This window comes from Sphingomonas oligophenolica, assembly GCF_039522915.1.
GTDB classification, from domain to species: Bacteria; Pseudomonadota; Alphaproteobacteria; order Sphingomonadales; family Sphingomonadaceae; genus Sphingomonas; species Sphingomonas oligophenolica.
Genome location: NZ_BAAAEH010000005.1, coordinates 103,071 through 119,445 on the forward strand (window position 1 = coordinate 103,071; position 16,375 = coordinate 119,445).

Sequence of the window (16,375 nt, forward strand, 5' to 3'; positions counted from 1 at the left end):
GCAGTACCGAGGCACTTGTCAGCGCTCGTGTGACCCATTTTCGCCTGACGCCGGTCATTCACCGCGACGACTGCGCATCCTGGAAGTGGGCCTTCGCGGAGCGAAGCGCGACCATGCAACAAAATCAGCAATAGGGTTGCGTCCATAAATTTTGATCTGGGGTTCAGGTTTGAAAGCGGGAGTTGCAAGGGGTCGGTTCAGGATGGGCTGGTGCTGATAAAAATATGGGATAAAGAATTTTATGAAGCACCGGAACGCGTCAATCACGCGAGCGCCACTTGCTTGGAGAAAGGTGATAGATCATCTAACCTGGTGGACCCGTGTACACCTGATGGGGAGCACAGACGCTCATGAAGCTTTTGCTTATGTGACCAATAAAGGTTCATTCGCGTTTTGCAGTACTGTTAAATAGGATTTACTATCTCGTAAGCACCACAAATATACCACCCGGGCGTAAGCTACGATAGACGGTACCTGAAATTCATTTCAATAGTCACTTTTGTGGAGAGAGGCAATGTCATATAGATTGCGAATTTGTGCTCTTCGAGCCTTCGTCGCTGTGGCCTTTGTGAGTTCTCAGGTCGCAAGCGCCCAATCGCCGCCAGATGGCTCTCGCATAATACGGATTGATGATGGAGCCGGAAAGGGGGCGTGTATTCAACAGGATGATAAGATAACCGCCACCATTAGGGGCGTAGTATTTGAAAAAACTACGGCATGGTTGGGGTTGATCGAAGATAAGTCTATAAACATGACGTTGACATTAACTTTAGCCGGCAGCGATTCCACCTCTAAACAAAATAATGCATCTTTTGTTAAAGTTGTTAACGAGCCATTAACCAATTACAGGTCGGGACACATTTATTTTGCAGATGAGCAGCCGCTTATAAATCAATTTCATCTTACTGATTCTAACAATAACACCTTCAATCAGGTAGGAATTGAGATAGGAATCGTTAGGACAAAGGGAAAGAGTCAGGCTGCGCAAATAATATCGTCAGCAGTTCAGTCTACTAAATCTCTAAACTTACCGGCGAACCCATATTCGGATGCATTTGGTATCGCGACAAACTATGTGAATAACATTTTTGAACCTGTCTTGCAGCAGGCAATAGCTGACAAGGAGGCTTCCACGCATCACATCACAATGAATATCAATGCAGCAAATTGCTCTAGCGATGACGAAAAGACAGGAACTATTGCAATAATAGATCAGGCAACTAACCCGGATTCTCCAGGTTATATAGACATTAGCGGCATAGATAACAATAAGTATTGCTTTGCGGCGCAGCTGAAACCGTCGTTTTCTATCAAATTTGCGACCGCTCCTACTTCTGGTGATTGTACAAAGGCTATAAATTATCAAGAGATTCAAAATTCCTATATCGGTATTATTATCAATGCGACATCATCTAAACCAGTTTCTGGTTCTGTGACCAATGTAAATTCGACAATAATGCCAAAACCCCAAGACTTCCATGTAGACGATTTTCATCTAATGAGTGACGTACCAAAGCCTCTATGGTTTAATTCTGACAAATCAAATGAAGATATTGCACGGCAACTTCGCGTCAAAAGCAGGGCAGTGCAGCTATATAGAGAAGCCATCGAACGGTGTGAGGCCAATGGTGTGCCCGCAAAGATATGTATATAATACTGATTGCGCGCCCGCCGAAGCGCCGCACCGTGGTGAAGTAGGTCAATTCATAGCCACGCACTTGACAGTGAGGGCGGGTACCGGGCGCTCAGCAGCAATCTAGCTGAACCAAGCTAAGTGACTGAAAATAAACGTTTCACAACGCAACCCTATTGCTGATTTTGTTGCAGCCTCGGCATGGCCGGCGTCCGCTTTCGACCTTGCGTGAATGCAAAGCCGATCTTTCTGCAAACGGCCCATCAGCCGCCGAACTACTAGGCTGTCGTCGCAGTGCTTGTTGCGATCCAGCCAGGGCGTGGATCTGCGCCGTTCAAAGCATGCTGAGTTGCGGCTCTGGGTCCAGCCGGATGATGCCGTTGATTAGCCATTGGTCTGAGCGATAGCGGTGCGTTCCCATGGCTAGCGCCATGCCCTTGCGGGGATATTCCTCGCCAAACTTCTGGACCATCCAATCCAACGCCGCGTGCTCCGATCCGTATTCTCGGTGCCGGGCAAAGTAGGTTTGTTCGGTCTCCCAGTCTTGGCAAGTTCCTACATGCTCGCCGTCATCGTCCCGGTAGCGGTAATGGAAGGAATAAGGGCACGTCCGCGCGGGGAGCAGTGAGGCGGCAGGGGCGAACATATCGCTCTGTGCGCGAAGCTGGTTGAGGACCGAATCCCGTTCTGCCAGCTCCCCGGGCGTGTGTTTCTCGTGCCAGAAATCGAGTATCTCCGGCCGGAGTAGTGCGAGACTGTGGTTCGCTTCGCGCTCCCGCTTCAGGCTCGTCACAACGCATCGGGCAACTAGCGGATTGCGATCCGTTTGCTTGAGTGGACGCATGATCTCGATCGACTGCGGGTCTACCCTGCGGGATTCAGTACGGGAATCTTTTGTCGCTTTCGGCTTCGACCAGCGGTACCGAATGTGATCCCACCGGCCGAACCTCTGCGCGTCGTTCAGGTGGCGGAATGAGACGGGATACAATCGCACCCAAGCCCCTTTTCGGTCGATGCCAGCGCAGCATACAGTCTCGCCAAATGATTGGCTGCGGCGCGGAGCTGCCTTTACGAGGATAAATGCCTCATCCGCAACGAGTTCTAAGGTTCCCTCAGGCTGCCTCTGCAACAGCTCCGTATCGGTGCGCCGCATTCTCAACGACTCCAAGGTGTCGAACGGATAGCGAACATACCTCCGCAAGATGGTTTGCGACAAGGGTGCGATGGCAGTGCTGTGGATTACGTTCAAAACATAGCAATGCTGTCGGGACGCGTTGAACTATTTCCGCAGCAGCCGAGAGCGCCTCTCGGGTTTCCAGCAGTGAAAGGTGCGCCTCAAAGATGCGTTTGAACTGGTCAAGATCGCCACGCCGCGCAGCTTCTCTTCCCGGTTTTGGATCGCCCAGCTGGCGGGAGTGCGAGTATTCGATTCCGCTGGCGCGAAGCGTCTCGGCAAGGCCATTCTTGGAGAAGCCTCTACGCCGAGATTGCGCTATCTCTCGGACGTCCAGAACGCGTTGCACGCCAGCCAGAGTCAGGCTGACCACAAAGTCTTCTACGGACGCTCCTTCATAACCGATCGTGAATACCGTGGTCATGATGCTTCCCCTTGTCCGCATCTCCCTTGAATCAAGATCGAGTCAAAAATGAGTCAAAGGACGCGAGCAGAGTGAAGCTCTCGGGTAACGACCCGAATGGTAGCTTCCCGTACGCGAGCTAAAGAGGCTGACTTTCTGCAATCGCCCCAGAGTCGCCGAAATGATTCGACGCGCCGTCAGTCAAAACAGGTGGCGCGAACCGTCACGATGTCACCGGCCCACAATCAACCCTCCAGCAAAGCGCAGAGCATATCCGCAAGCACACTAGAATCGGCTGTACCGGGTCAGAATGTCACTGGCACTGACATTTCGTCCGCCGCCCCGTGCGCCGAGGTCAATCTATCTATTTGAAATTAAAAGAAATATATTAAGCCAGCGGCTGGCAAAACACAAAATGTCAGCAACCCTCATGACATTCCCAACAAACGCCACCCGCACCCAACCCCGATTCAACCCCACCGCAACACCCGCTATCTCCTCCACTGCAGTGGCGAAAACCGCCCTCGCATCCTTCTCATTGCGGGAGATCAAACAACGAATCGATATGGCGCTCGGCGATCGCGCTGGCTTCGGCGGGCGTAAATGTCTCAGGCGCGAGGCAGAGTTCGAGCCAGAGGCCGTCCACGATCGCGCTGATGCCGATCGCGGCGAGGCGGCGGTCGTGGTCCGCCATGCCGCAATCGGCGAGCAGGGTTTCGAGATCGCGCCGATAGGCCGCGTAGAGGTCGCGATGGAGGCGGGCGATGTCGTCGTTGCTCTTCACCAGGCTCCAGAAGGCGATCCAGGTCGCGAGCAGGCCGGGGTCGGCGATCGGGGGCGCGAAGCTGGCGGTGACATGGGCGAGCAGGCGGGCGCGCGGCGCCGGGCCGGCGGCGGCGACGGCGGCGTCGAAGGCGGCGGATACCTGCGCGTCGGCATGGGCGTAGGTGGCGGCGATCAGCGCGTCGATGCCGTCGAAATAATGGTTGACCAGCCCGGGCGACACCCCCGCCTCGAGCGCGATCACCCGCACCGAAACGCCGGCCGCGCCCTGGCGCGCCAGCACGCGCGCGGTCGCCTCGATCAGGCTGAGGCGGCGGGCGTCCGGTTCGGCGCGGGTAAAGGCGGGTCTGGTCATATCCTCCGTCATGCCGGGCTCGTTCCGGCATCCGCTGTTCCGCGAACGCTTCGGCGCTCGCTATGCGGGACGGTGGACCCCGGAACAAGTCCGGGCTGACGGCAACTTGTGCGGCGCGCAATCTTGTTATACGATCGTCCAACAAGGAGACTCGCATGGCGCATCGCTTCGCCGACATGATCGAGGCGCCGGATCCCGATGCTGACTGGAGTCTGCCGGGCTGGCTCTACACCGATCCCGAATATTTCGACGTCGAGATGGCGCGCGTCATCCGGCCGTCCTGGCAGATCGTCTGCCATGTCAGCGACATTGCCGGGCCGGGCGATTACCACACGCTCGATTATATCGGCGAAAGCGTGATCGCGATCCGCGGCGAGGATGAGGGGATCCGCGCCTTCGCCAATGTCTGCCGCCACCGGGCGATGCGGCTGGTCGAGGGGCCGGGCGGGTGCGCCAAAAAGCTCGTCTGCCCCTATCACGCCTGGGCCTATGAGCTTGACGGCCGGCTGACCGGCGTGCCGATGAAGGCTGATTATCCCGCGCTCGACATGGCCCGGAACGGGCTCGCGCCCGTAGAGGTCGAGATCTGGAACGGCTTCGTCTTCGTGCGCCTCGAAGACGATGGCGGCCCCTCGGTCGCCGCGATGATGGCGCCCTATGACCATGAGATCGCGCCCTACCGGTTCGAGGAGATGCGCACGCTGAGCCCGGTCAGGCTGCGCGAGCGCGCGGTCAACTGGAAGAATGTCGGCGACAATTATTCGGACAATCTCCACATCCCGGTCGCCCATGCCGGGCTGACCCGATTGTTCGGCAAGAGCTACGCGATCGAGGCGCAGCCCTGGGTCGACAAGATGTCCGGCTATCTCGCCGACAAGCCCTCGAACGATCGCTGGGAGCGGTTGTACCAGGCGCATCTGCCGCGCGCCGCGCACCTGCCCGAGGAGCAGCAGCGGCTCTGGCTCTATTATAAATTATGGCCGAACATGGCGTTCGACATCTATCCCGACCAGGTCGATTTCATGCAGTGGCTGCCGCTCTCGCCGACCACCTGCGTGCTCCGCGAAATGGCCTTCGCGCTGCCCGATGGCCGCCGCGAGATGAAGCTGGTGCGCTACGCCAACTGGCGGATCAACCGCACGGTCAATGCCGAGGACACCTGGCTGATCACCCGCGTGCAGCAGGGCATGGCGTCGCAGAGTTACGAGGTCGGGCCGATCGGCGAGAGCGAAGTGTGCCTGCGCAGCTTCGCGAAGAAGATACGGACGCTCATTCCCGAGGCTCGGCTGCATCGAGCGCCGCCGCCGGGATGGAGCGCAACATCATCCCCCTCCCGCTTGCGAGTTTCAGGTCGGTCAGGCTCCCAGCCTGACCTGAACGATGCGGGGCATCGTTCACCTGAAACTGGGCTAGGGGAGGGCCTGTCGGTGGTAAGGCAGGAACAAGCCCTCCCCCGACCCCTCCCACAAGTGGGAGGGGAGTAAGAAGTGACTCAAAAATACGACGCGCTCATCATCGGCGGCGGCCACAACGGCCTGGTCTGCGCCTTCTATCTCGCCCGCGCCGGGCTCAAGGTCCGCATCCTCGAGCGGCGCCACATCGTCGGCGGCGCGGCGGTCACCGAGGAGTTCCACCCCGGCTTCCGCAACTCGACCGCGAGTTACACCGTCAGCCTGCTCAGGCCCAAGGTGATCCGCGACATGCGGCTGCACGAGCGCGGCTGGCGGATCATCGAGCGGACCATCTCCAACTTCTTCCCCAACGAGAATGGCTATCTCAAGCTCGGCGGCGGCGAGGCGCGGACCCGCGCCGAATTCGCGCGCTATTCGCCGAAGGATGCCGAGACCTTCCCGAAATATGAGGAAGCGCTGGAGCGCGTCGCCGAGGTGCTGCGCGACATGGCGCTCAAGACGCCGCCCAATGTCGGCGGCGGCATCCGCGCGCTGATCGCCGCGGCGGCGCAGGGCAGGCGGCTCGCCAGCCTGGACATCGAGGCGCAGCGCGACGTGATGGACCTGTTCGTCAAGTCGGCGCGCGACTTTCTCGATAGCTGGTACGAGAATGATTATGTGAAGGCCGCGTTCGGCTTCGATGCCGTGGTCGGCAATTATGCCAGCGTCGACACGCCCGGCTCAGCCTATGTCCTGCTCCATCACGTGTTCGGCGAAGTGAACGGCAAGAAGGGCGCCTGGGGCCATTCGGTCGGCGGCATGGGAGAAATCACCCGCTACATGGCCGAGGCGTGCACCGATCTCGGCGTCGAGATCAGCCTCGAATCCCCGGTCGCCAAGGTCCTGGTCGACGGCAACCGCGTAACCGGCGTGAAACTGGAGAGCGGCGAGGAGATCGCCGCCGAGATCGTCGCGGCCAATGTCGGCCCGGCCTTGCTCTATCGCCAGCTGGTCGACCGATCCGACATGACCCCCGAATTCGCGCGGCGGATGGACAATTTCAAGGCGGGCTCCGGCACCTTCCGGATGAACGTCGCGCTGTCCGAACTGCCCGATTTCTCGGTGCTGCCGGGCAAGGAAGTCGCCGAGCATCATACCTGCGGCATCATCATCTCGCCGACGCTCGACTATATGGACAAGGCCTTTACCGACGCGCGGGCCAAGGGCTGGTCGGACGAGCCGATCGTCGAGATGAAGCTGCCGACCTCGATCGACGACAGCCTCGCGCCGCCGGGCATGCACATCGCCAGCCTCTTCTGCCAGCAATTCGCGCCGGTGCTGCCTGACGGCCGCTCCTGGGACGACGAGCGCGAGGCGGCGGCCGACCTCATCATCGATACGGTGACGAAGCACGCCCCCAATTTCAAGGGCGCGGTGATCGCCCGCCAGATCCATTCGCCGCTCGATCTCGAACGCAAGTTCGGGCTGATCGGCGGCGACATCATGCACGGCCATATGTCGCTCGACCAGCTCTGGGCGGCCCGCCCGGTGCTCGGCCACGGCGACTATCGCGCGCCGATCGCCGGCCTCTATATGTGCGGCGCCGGCACCCATCCCGGCGGCGGCGTGACCGGCGCGCCGGGGCACAATGCGGCGCACGAGATACTGGCGGATCGGAGCGTGTTGGGGAGGTTGTTCCGCAAGCGGGGGTGATGAGCGCGGGCCCACCGGCCGTCATGCCGGACTTGCTCGGGCACCGACCGCGCAGCCAATTCTGCGGCCGTTGGTCTCGCGGCACACTGGCTCCCGGGACAAGCCGGGGATGACAAGATGGCCGCTGACCATCGCCGACGCCGGCGACGGTCAGCGCCAGCAGTCCCTATTCCGCCGCGATCGCCTCCGGCGTCTTGTCGTCATTGGCGGCCGGCACCGCCTCCTGCAGCGCAAGCCCCTTCTCGGACAACAGCATCCCGATCAGCGACTGCAGCATGCCGCCCCCGCCTTCGCCGCCGCCGTTGATCTGGACGCGCGGGACGATCTCGACACCCGACGTCTCGAGCGCCTCGGCGACCCGCTCGACGATCTGCCGGGTGAGCTGGAACTGGGCACCGCCCGACGCCGTCACCTGGCGCTCGATCGCCTCAGCCGTCGCGAGGCCGGTCTTGGTGATGCGCTCGGCATCGGCGCTCGCCAGCGCCACGATCTTGGCCGCCTCGCCCTCGCCGGTGAGGCGGATGCGGTCGGCCTCGGCCTTGGCCATGGTGCGGGTGCGGTTGGCGTCCTGCTCGGCGCGCTTGGCCTCGGCCTTGCCCTCATTCTCCTGGATGGTGATCGACAGCTCGGACTGGGTGATGCCGGTCTGCTGCTGCGCCCGTGCCTCGGCCTCGCGCAGGGTGCGCTCGCTGTCGGCGGCGGTCTGCTGCTTCTTGTAGGTCTCGACCTTCTCGGCCGCGACCTGGCGTTGGCGGAGCTGGTTCAGGACCTGCTCGATCTGGTCGTTGCCCTCGGCGGCGCGCGGCGTGCCGATCAGCACCTCCTGCATTTCGAGATTATAATGCGAGAATTTGCCGCGCATCTCCTCGCCCGCCTGTTCCTGGATCTCGCTGCGCTCCTGGAGCAGCTCGATCAGCGTCTTCTTCTGGGCGACGTTCTTGAAATAGGCCGAGACCATCGGGTCGAGCGTCTGCTCGACCAGCTTCTTGATGTCGCCGAAGCGCTGGATGACGAGCGGCGCCTTGCGATAGTCGATATGGACGACCACCGAGAGCGGCAAAGTCGGCTCGAACGCGTCCTTGGTGATGAGGCTGACCTCGGACAGGTTCTCGTCGAGCTTGTGCTGGCCGGTCGTCGCCTGGTCCCATTTCAGGATGAAGTTGGTGGTCGGCACGATCACGACCTTGCCGGCATAGGTGTTGAAGGCATATTTGCCGGGCAGCAGCGGATCGCTCCACACGCCGCGGCTGCCGCGCGCGACGAGCTCGCCGTGGCGATATTCGTCGCCCGACGTGTCGGCCCCGCTGTCGCCGGTATAGGAGATGACGACGCCGACATGGCCGACCTCGACGATCGTCTTGGCGACCATCTCGACCGTCGCGAACAGCCGGTTGATGAAATAGCTGCCTTCGACGAGCACCTGCAGCTGGCGGCCGCGCCGGCCACCCGCCGCCAGGAACTTCTCGGGATCCTGGAACGAGTTGTGGAAGGTGGCGCTGTCGGTCTGGTCGACGCCGACCTGCGGCGCGATGATATGGTCGGAGGTCAGCGCGGCGCCGTCATGGACGGTGACGATGCCGATCATGTCGTCGGCGCCCTTGATGACGACGGCGTAGAAGCCGTCGCGCTCGGCGATGACGTTCTTCATGTCCTCGAACAGCCCGGCATCGTGGTTCTCGAGCGCAAGCCCGTAGATCCGCTCGGCGGTGATGACGACGAACTGGGCGAGGTTGATGGCATAGGTGCCCTCGCGCAGGATGGTGCGCTGCGGGCCCTTCTGGCCGCCGCCGGTGAGGAAGGCGCGGACGTCGAGATAGTCGGCGGTGCCGACATTGCTGGCAAGCGTCTGGGTCGCGTTCAGCGGTGCGCCGTCGCGCGCGAAGACATAGCCGATCTGGCCCTGCGGAATGGTGACCAGCGACTGGATATGGACCCGGTATTGGAACGGGAAGAAGAAGTGATAGCCGCCGCGCAGCACGTCCGGCTGGAAGCCGGCTTCGCCGTTCAGCGCGATCAGGCCGCCAGCGATCGATCCGCGGCGGGCCCATAGTTTCTCGACGATGGCGACGCGGTTGTTGGCGACGTAGCGCACACAGCGCGACGCCATGAGCAGGACGAGCAAAGTGAGCGCCACGACACCGACGGCGCCGAGCATATAGAGATTTGTCATGGTGAGGTTGATCCCCGAGGTTGAAGCGAGAGCGCTTCCCGACATGAACATGTCGTGGGTACTATTTACGCCTCTCAAATGTCCCGGTCTAGCGAATCCGGACGGCCGTCCGCCGATTTCGGAAGGGCCTCTGTTTGGCGGACGGCGTCGAGATCGTCGCCATATTTGCTCGCGATATAGCCGGCCATGGTTTTGGCCTTTTGAGTGGCGGCGATGCCGGTGTCCTGCGCAAGGTCGTCGAGTTTCTGCGCGAAATGGCGGAGGGTCTCGGCAGTCAGGCGGCTGACTTCCTCCCGTTGCTCGCCGCGTGCCGAGGCATGCGCGCTCGCATAGGTCGCCGCCGCCTTCTCAAGATCACGCGACACCTGCTGATAGCGTTCGTCGTCGTGGTGCCAGTGTGCATCCGCGATCATGGGAAGCGCTGACACGACCGCCGGATCGCTGGTCATCGCAGCGAACATGCCGATCGCGTGGGAAAGCTCCTGTTCGGAGCGCACCGCCGGGTTTTTGCCGAGAGTTTCCAGTTGCCGCTTGCGTCGCAGTCGCGCTGCCAGGCCGGACATCGCGGCGACGCCGGTGCCGGCGAGAGTGACCGTCGCGTAGAAGCTGATGAAATAGAGGCTGATCCGCGGCAACAGGGCGAAGACGCCGTCGGCCGTGCCATGTTCGAGGACGTAGACGACGAGGGTGACGGTCAGAAGCAGGAGATAGGTCGGAACGGCGATGTGGATCATCAGGCCGGCGAAGAACTTCCAGGGTGCTATTCCGGGCGGCGCGACTTGATCGGAGCCTGAGCGGACTTCAACGCGCTTCATGGTCGTGCAGTCCCTCCCGACTGATAGCCGGCAGCCTTATTGCGCCGTGGCGGCGTTGGAAATGCTGCGGTTGCGGTGGGCCGACCAATAGACCGGTAGGCCGAGAAGCAGCAGTGCCAGACCCCAGAGATCCGCCTTCACGCCGAGGCCATAGACCATCCAGATGACAAACGCTGCGGCAATCGCCGCGGCGGCCTTGAGCGGCACATCGTGCGGCAGCAGGCGGATCGCCGCGAGCGCGCAGGCGAGATAGGCGAGCATCCCGGCAGCGAGCGAGATCGAGGCGATGTCCTGGAAGAGCTGGCCCATCGAACTGGCATAGTTCATCAGCGTCACGACGGTGACGAGCAAGCCGGAGACGATGTGCGCGCGGGTAGGGGTGCCGTGCCGGCTCTCCTTGCCGAACCAGGCGGGAAACACGCCGCCGCGCGCCATCGCCCAGGGCATCTCGCCCTGCAGCAGGATGAACCCGTTGAGCGTGCCGAAAGCGCTGATCGCGGCGAACAGGGCGACGATCTCGGCGGTGCGCGGCCCGAAGCTGCGACCGAGAAACTCGGCGATCGGCGCGGGCGAGGCAGCGGTGATCGCGGCCGGCATCAGGAACATCGTCGCGCCCGAGACCAGCACATAGACAATCCCGGTCAACACGGTGCCGATCAGGGTGACGCGGGGGATGACGCGCGCTGCGTTCTCCACCTTGTCGGCGGGAACGGTGGCGGATTCGACGCCGAGAAAGCCCCAGAAGGTGATGGCCGCAGCGCCGGCGATGGTGCCGATGCCGAGCGGCACCGGCATGCTGGGGGCGATCGCGGCACTGCCGTCGCGCAACAGCAGCCACGCCGCCAGGCCGATCACCCCGGCGAGCGGCACGAGCTTCAGGATCGTGGTGACGAACTGGACCCGCCCGGCAAGCGCGACGCCGCGGATATTGACTGCGATCAGGATCCAGATGACCGCGAGCGCGGCAATCGCCGGAAGCCCCGGGGTCGAGCCGAGCGCCGGCACGATCAGGCTGAGCGCGCTCACCACCGCGACTGCGATCGCTGCGTTGCCGGCCCAGATCAACACCCAATAGCTCCAGGCGACGGCAAATCCGACGCCCGGGCCGAAGGCGGCCTGGGTAAAGGCATAGGGGCCGCCGGCGAGCGGCAGCTTCGCGCCCAGCCGCGCGAAGACGAAGGCGAGGCACAGCGCGCCGCCGATCGTGACGAACCAGCCGATCATCCCGTTCCAGCCAAGCGGCGCGAGCGTCGCGGGCAGCATGTACACACCCGACCCGATCATGTTGCCGACCACCAGCGCAAGGCAGGTCCAGAAACCGAGCGCGGCGCGGGACGGGAGCGGGGTGACGGATCGGTCCGGCGGTGTCGTCATGTCTCGGATCCCTTCACCCCGGCAGATAAGCATGGTTCGATCGCGGGCGCCATCCGGCGCGACGGGACTGGTGGATCAACCTCGATCGACGCTAAGGATCGGGCGATGCTGATCCTCGACCCCAATGAGCCGAACTGGCAACCCGAGAGTAACCGCTGGCCGCCCCACCTGATCGACGCTGCGCTGGCGCTTGCCGACAACAGGCTGTCGGTGGCGGAGCCGCTGCTGCGCAAGCACCTCAAGGCAGACCCGTTCGACGTGCAGGCAATCCGGATGCTGGCCGAACTCGCCGGCAGGATCGGGCGCTACAGGGACGCCGAGACCCTGCTTGGTCGCGCGCTCGAGCTGAAGCCCGATTTCGCCGCCGCGCGCGCCAATCTCGCTATCGCGCTTTACCGGCAGAACAAGTCAGTCGAGGCGATCGCCGAGCTTGATCGCCTGTTGAAGGAAGATCCGGACAATATCGGCCACGCCAACCTCAAGGCCGCCGCGCTCGGCCGGATCGGGCGGTTCGATGAGGCGATCGCTCTGTATGAGGGCGTGCTGATACAGGTGCCGACCCAACCCAAGGTGTGGACCAGCCTCGGCCATCTCCTCAAGACGGTCGGGCGCCAGGCCGAGGGTATCGCCGCTTATCGTCGCGCGATCGAGATCATGCCCGAGCTTGGCGATGCCTGGTGGAGCCTGGCCAACCTGAAGACCGTCCGTTTCGACGAGACTGACATCGCAGCGATGCTGGCCCAACGCGCACGCACCGATATTTCGGACGAGGACCGGTTTCATCTCGATTTTGCGCTCGGCAAGGCGTTCGAGGATCGCAAGGAGGCAGCGCGGGCGTTCGATCACTATGCCGCCGGTAACGCGCTTCGCCGGACGAAGATCGCTTACGAGCCGGGCGAGACTGAACGGTTCGTCGCCGACAGCATCGCGCTGTGCACGCCGGCGTTCTTCGCCGTCCGGGCCGGCACCGGCTGCGCCGCGCCGGATCCGATCTTCGTCATCGGCATGCCGCGTTCCGGATCGACGCTGGTGGAGCAGATCCTGTCGAGCCATCCGCTTGTCGAGGGCACGTCGGAGCTGCCGGATATTCCGGCGATCGCCCGGCGGATTGCCGATTATCCGAAGGGCATGGATGCGCTCTCGCCCGGCGAGCTTCGTGCGCTCGGCGAGGAATATCTCGCGCGCGCGGCGGTGCAGCGGCAGACCGACCGGCCCTTTTTCATCGACAAGCTGCCCAACAACTGGGCGCACGTGCCCTTCATCCACCTGATTCTGCCGAACGCGACAATCATCGATGCGCGACGCCATCCGCTCGGCTGCTGCTTTTCCAACTTCAAGCAGCATTTCGCGCGCGGCCAGGCGTTCAGCTACGCGCTCGATGACATGGGCCGCTATTACCGCGATTATGTGCGGCTGATGGCGCATGTCGACTCAGTGCTGCCGGGGCTGGTGCACCGCGTCATCTATGAGCACATGGTCGATGATACCGAGGCCGAGGTGCGCGCGCTGCTGGCCGCGTGCGGGCTCTCCTTCGATCCGGCGTGTCTGGATTTCCACAAGACGGAGCGCGCTGTGCGCACCGCAAGCTCGGAGCAGGTGCGCCAGCCGATCTTCCGGGATGGCACCGAGGCGTGGCAGGCATTCGAGCCGTGGCTCGATCCTCTGAAGGCAGCGCTCGGCGACGTGGTCTCGGCCTATCCAGCGGCTCCGGCCTTTGCCTGAGCCTCTGGTGATCGTTGCAAAACTGTCACGATAGGCGACCGAAATCATTTCGCGGTCGGGTTGAGATTGACGTGTGCTGCGCCTGCGAACACCCTCCTGCAACTTCATGTTGTATCGGGGGCTCACGATGCTCGTTTCCAATCGCCGTCTCGCCATTGCAGCTCTGCTTGCATCCGCCAGCTTTGCTGCACCCGCCTTCGCACAGTCCACGCCGGCCGATACCCAGGCAGCGCCCGTTGATGAAAGCAACGACATCGTGGTCACCGCGCAGAAGCGCGAAGAGAGCATGCAGAATGTGCCGATCAGCATTCAGGCGATCGGCACCAAGAAGCTCGATCAGCTCAACATTTCCAATTTCGCGCAGTACACCCAGCTGCTGCCCTCGGTCTCGTTCCAGGCGCTGGGGGGCACGCCCGGCACCAATGTCGTCTATATGCGCGGCGTCGCCTCGGGCGGCGACGGCAACCATTCCGGCTCGCTCCCGTCGGTCGGCGTCTATCTCGACGAGCAGCCGGTCTCCACGATCGGCGGCAATCTCGACGTCCATATCTATGATATCGCCCGTATCGAGAGCCTCGCCGGGCCGCAGGGCACGCTCTACGGCGCCTCGTCTGAAGCGGGCACGATCCGCATCATCACCAACAAGCCCGATACCAGCGGCTTTTACGGCCGCGTCGATGGCGAGGTGAACACGGTCAACAAGGGCGGCGTCGGCGGCAAGATCGAGGGCATGGTCAACATGCCCTTCTCGCAGGATATCGCGCTGCGCGTCGTCGGCTTTTACCAAAAGGACGCCGGGTTCGTCGACAATGTGCCAGGTTGCCGCAGCTTCATGCCCGAGCCGACCAATAACGCCTGCACGGCTACGCATGGCGGCATCGCGGTCAACAACAGTGCCTTCGTCAAGAAGGACTATAACGACACGGAGCTCTGGGGTGGCCGTGCGGCGCTGAAAATCGATCTCGACGATAACTGGACCGTGATGCCGACGGTGATCTACCAGGATGAGCGGTCGCATGGCAGCTATGGCTATGATCCGAAGGTCGGAGACCTCCAGGTCCAGCATTTCTTCCCGGAATATCGCCGCGATCGCTTCATCCAGGCAGCGCTGACGATCCAGGGAAAGCTGGGCAATTGGGACCTGACCTATGCCGGGGCCTATCTCGACCGCAAGGACTTCTCCTCGAGCGACTACACAGATTATGCCGAGGCGTATGACTCGCTCTACTCGTCAGTTGGCGGGATTGCCGGCTATTTCTATTTCAAGAACGCGGCCGGCACGACGATCGATCCGCGCCAGAAAGTGATCGGCAGCGATCACTTCAAGAAGATGAGCCAGGAGTTCCGTGTCGCCTCGCCGCAGGACGAGCGTTTCCGGATCGTGGCCGGCGCTTTCTATCAGCGTCAGAGCAACGATATCCACCAGGATTATCAAGTCGCCGGGCTCGATCCCGCCTTGTCGGTCAACGGCGTTCCGGGCACGCTCTGGCTCACCCAGCAACACCGCGTCGACAAGGACTACGCGATGTTTGGTGAGGCAAGCTTCGACATCCTGCCGAACCTCACGCTGACCGGCGGTGGCCGCGCCTTCATCTACGACAACTCGCTGATCGGCTTTTTCGGTTTTGGCCGCAATCCTGCAGGCCCACCCTATAACGCGGCAGGTAGCTCGCGGACCGGCGTGGCGGGATGCTTCACCACGACCGGTGCGACCCTGCGCGACAATCCGGGAGGTACGCTTCTGCCCGCCGCGGTGGCTGGTTCGCCGTGTACCGACCTTGGTACGTTCTTCAATGGCGGCATTATTCCGAAGGGAACTCAGGGGCAGGGCTTCACGCACAGGCTCAACCTGACATGGAAGCCCGTCAAGGACGTGTTGTTGTACGGCACCTGGTCGCGCGGTTTCCGGCCGGGTGGCATCAACCGGCGCGGCACGATCCCGCCCTATGCCGCTGATTACCTCACCAATTATGAGATTGGCTGGAAGACGACGCTGCTTGACGGCAAGCTGCGCTTCAACGGCGCGATCTATCAGCAGGAATGGAAAAAGTTCCAGTTCTCGTTCCTCGGCCAGAACAGCTTCACTGAAATCCATAATGGCCCCGATGCGCGCATTCGCGGCGTCGAGATGGATGCGAACCTGAACCTCGGCCGCCTGACGTTGACCGGGTCTGGCTCCTATACCGACGCAAAGACGAAACGGAATCTGTGCGGTTATGATGATGCGACCTTCACCTGCACGACGCCTGGTGCGAATGGCCAGATCAACTATATTTCAGCGGCGGCGGGGACACGGTTGCCGATCACGCCGCGTTTCAAGGTAAATGGTACCGCGCGCTACACCGTCCCGGTCGGTTCCGCCAAAGCCTATGCGCAATTGGTCGTGGCCCATCAGAGTTCTGCGGCATCGGATATTCGCACCAAGGTATTCATCGCCGCGCTGAACGACCCCACGGATCCGGCGACGGTCGCAAATCCGGCCAACTTCTATAGCCCCGCGGCCACCCTCGGCCGGCTCAAATCCTATACGACGGGCGACGTCGCCGTCGGATATGAGTTCGGAAATTATTCTCTCGAGGCTTTCGTCTCGAATTTCTGGGATGAGCGCGCCCAGCTATCCCGGTTCGAGGAATGCGGCAGCTGTTCGCAGCGGCCTTATATCGTGACCAATACGCCACGCACGATCGGCGTACGGGCCGGCGCGAAATTCTGATCCCGGGCGGCGGGCCTCGGCCCGCCGCCGCCTTCCGGCATCGAGTGCTGCCAACGGCCTACCGACCCGGTACCGAATCGAGACCGGTATCATCCGCTGTGATCACATTCCCCCTTCGAAATGGTGGAT

At 62.0% G+C, this 16,375-nt stretch carries 11 protein-coding genes; 5 read left to right on the plus strand and 6 right to left on the minus strand.

What is annotated here, in order from left to right; translation table 11 throughout:
* The first annotated feature begins 514 nt into the window (after window positions 1-514).
* Complete coding sequence (locus ABD050_RS02970; protein WP_343887648.1) at window positions 515-1,654, plus strand: hypothetical protein; 1,140 nt, start codon at window positions 515-517, stop codon at window positions 1,652-1,654.
* Between the two features lie 313 nt (window positions 1,655-1,967).
* Here ABD050_RS02970 and ABD050_RS02975 read toward each other — a convergent pair whose 3' ends face one another.
* The 3 genes from ABD050_RS02975 to ABD050_RS02985 form a co-directional block, all read right to left on the minus strand.
* Window positions 1,968-2,786, minus strand: coding sequence for a hypothetical protein (locus tag ABD050_RS02975; RefSeq protein ID WP_343887649.1), 819 nt, complete (start codon window positions 2,784-2,786; stop codon window positions 1,968-1,970).
* Window positions 2,746-3,231: a DUF488 domain-containing protein gene (locus tag ABD050_RS02980; RefSeq protein WP_343887650.1), complete on the minus strand. Its 486-nt coding sequence runs from the start codon at window positions 3,229-3,231 to the stop codon at window positions 2,746-2,748. Before ABD050_RS02980 ends, ABD050_RS02975 begins: the two co-directional genes overlap by 41 nt.
* A 514-nt stretch (window positions 3,232-3,745) precedes the next feature.
* Window positions 3,746-4,360, minus strand: coding sequence for a TetR family transcriptional regulator C-terminal domain-containing protein (locus ABD050_RS02985; protein WP_343887651.1), 615 nt, complete (start codon window positions 4,358-4,360; stop codon window positions 3,746-3,748).
* Window positions 4,361-4,503: 143 nt separating this feature from the next.
* Here ABD050_RS02985 and ABD050_RS02990 point away from each other — a divergent pair, with 143 nt between their 5' ends.
* On the plus strand, window positions 4,504-5,832 hold the full coding sequence (locus ABD050_RS02990; RefSeq protein WP_343887652.1) for an aromatic ring-hydroxylating oxygenase subunit alpha: 1,329 nt from the start codon (window positions 4,504-4,506) through the stop codon (window positions 5,830-5,832).
* Between the two features lie 3 nt (window positions 5,833-5,835).
* Window positions 5,836-7,452: a phytoene desaturase family protein gene (locus ABD050_RS02995; RefSeq protein ID WP_343887653.1), complete on the plus strand. Its 1,617-nt coding sequence runs from the start codon at window positions 5,836-5,838 to the stop codon at window positions 7,450-7,452.
* 166 nt (window positions 7,453-7,618) lie between these two features.
* Here ABD050_RS02995 and ABD050_RS03000 read toward each other — a convergent pair whose 3' ends face one another.
* The 3 genes from ABD050_RS03000 to ABD050_RS03010 form a co-directional block, all read right to left on the minus strand.
* A complete protein-coding gene (locus ABD050_RS03000) occupies window positions 7,619-9,622 on the minus strand; it encodes an SPFH domain-containing protein (RefSeq protein WP_343887654.1) in 2,004 nt (667 codons plus the stop codon).
* A 74-nt stretch (window positions 9,623-9,696) separates the two neighbouring features.
* On the minus strand, window positions 9,697-10,437 hold the full coding sequence (locus tag ABD050_RS03005; protein ID WP_343887655.1) for a hypothetical protein: 741 nt from the start codon (window positions 10,435-10,437) through the stop codon (window positions 9,697-9,699).
* 36 nt (window positions 10,438-10,473) lie between these two features.
* Window positions 10,474-11,811: an amino acid permease gene (locus ABD050_RS03010; RefSeq protein ID WP_343887656.1), complete on the minus strand. Its 1,338-nt coding sequence runs from the start codon at window positions 11,809-11,811 to the stop codon at window positions 10,474-10,476.
* 105 nt (window positions 11,812-11,916) lie between these two features.
* Between ABD050_RS03010 and ABD050_RS03015 the strand changes: the two genes are divergently transcribed.
* Both ABD050_RS03015 and ABD050_RS03020 read left to right on the plus strand, forming a co-directional pair.
* Complete coding sequence (locus ABD050_RS03015) at window positions 11,917-13,533, plus strand: tetratricopeptide repeat-containing sulfotransferase family protein (RefSeq protein ID WP_343887657.1); 1,617 nt, start codon at window positions 11,917-11,919, stop codon at window positions 13,531-13,533.
* Between the two features lie 127 nt (window positions 13,534-13,660).
* A complete protein-coding gene (locus ABD050_RS03020) occupies window positions 13,661-16,246 on the plus strand; it encodes a TonB-dependent receptor (protein ID WP_343887658.1) in 2,586 nt (861 codons plus the stop codon).
* Window positions 16,247-16,375 lie beyond the last annotated feature (129 nt).

Excerpts from the sequence above, each read along its gene's own strand:
- ABD050_RS02970 (WP_343887648.1), top strand. The coding sequence starts at position 515 with ATGTCATATAGATTGCGAATTTGTGCTCTTCGAGCCTTCGTCGCTGTG.
- ABD050_RS02975 (WP_343887649.1), bottom strand. The coding sequence starts at position 2,786 with ATGCGGCGCACCGATACGGAGCTGTTGCAGAGGCAGCCTGAGGGAACC.
- ABD050_RS02980 (WP_343887650.1), bottom strand. The coding sequence starts at position 3,231 with ATGACCACGGTATTCACGATCGGTTATGAAGGAGCGTCCGTAGAAGAC.
- ABD050_RS02985 (WP_343887651.1), bottom strand. The coding sequence starts at position 4,360 with ATGACGGAGGATATGACCAGACCCGCCTTTACCCGCGCCGAACCGGAC.
- ABD050_RS02990 (WP_343887652.1), top strand. The coding sequence starts at position 4,504 with ATGGCGCATCGCTTCGCCGACATGATCGAGGCGCCGGATCCCGATGCT.
- ABD050_RS03000 (WP_343887654.1), bottom strand. The coding sequence starts at position 9,622 with ATGACAAATCTCTATATGCTCGGCGCCGTCGGTGTCGTGGCGCTCACT.
- ABD050_RS03005 (WP_343887655.1), bottom strand. The coding sequence starts at position 10,437 with ATGAAGCGCGTTGAAGTCCGCTCAGGCTCCGATCAAGTCGCGCCGCCC.
- ABD050_RS03010 (WP_343887656.1), bottom strand. The coding sequence starts at position 11,811 with ATGACGACACCGCCGGACCGATCCGTCACCCCGCTCCCGTCCCGCGCC.
- ABD050_RS03015 (WP_343887657.1), top strand. The coding sequence starts at position 11,917 with ATGCTGATCCTCGACCCCAATGAGCCGAACTGGCAACCCGAGAGTAAC.
- ABD050_RS03020 (WP_343887658.1), top strand. The coding sequence starts at position 13,661 with ATGCTCGTTTCCAATCGCCGTCTCGCCATTGCAGCTCTGCTTGCATCC.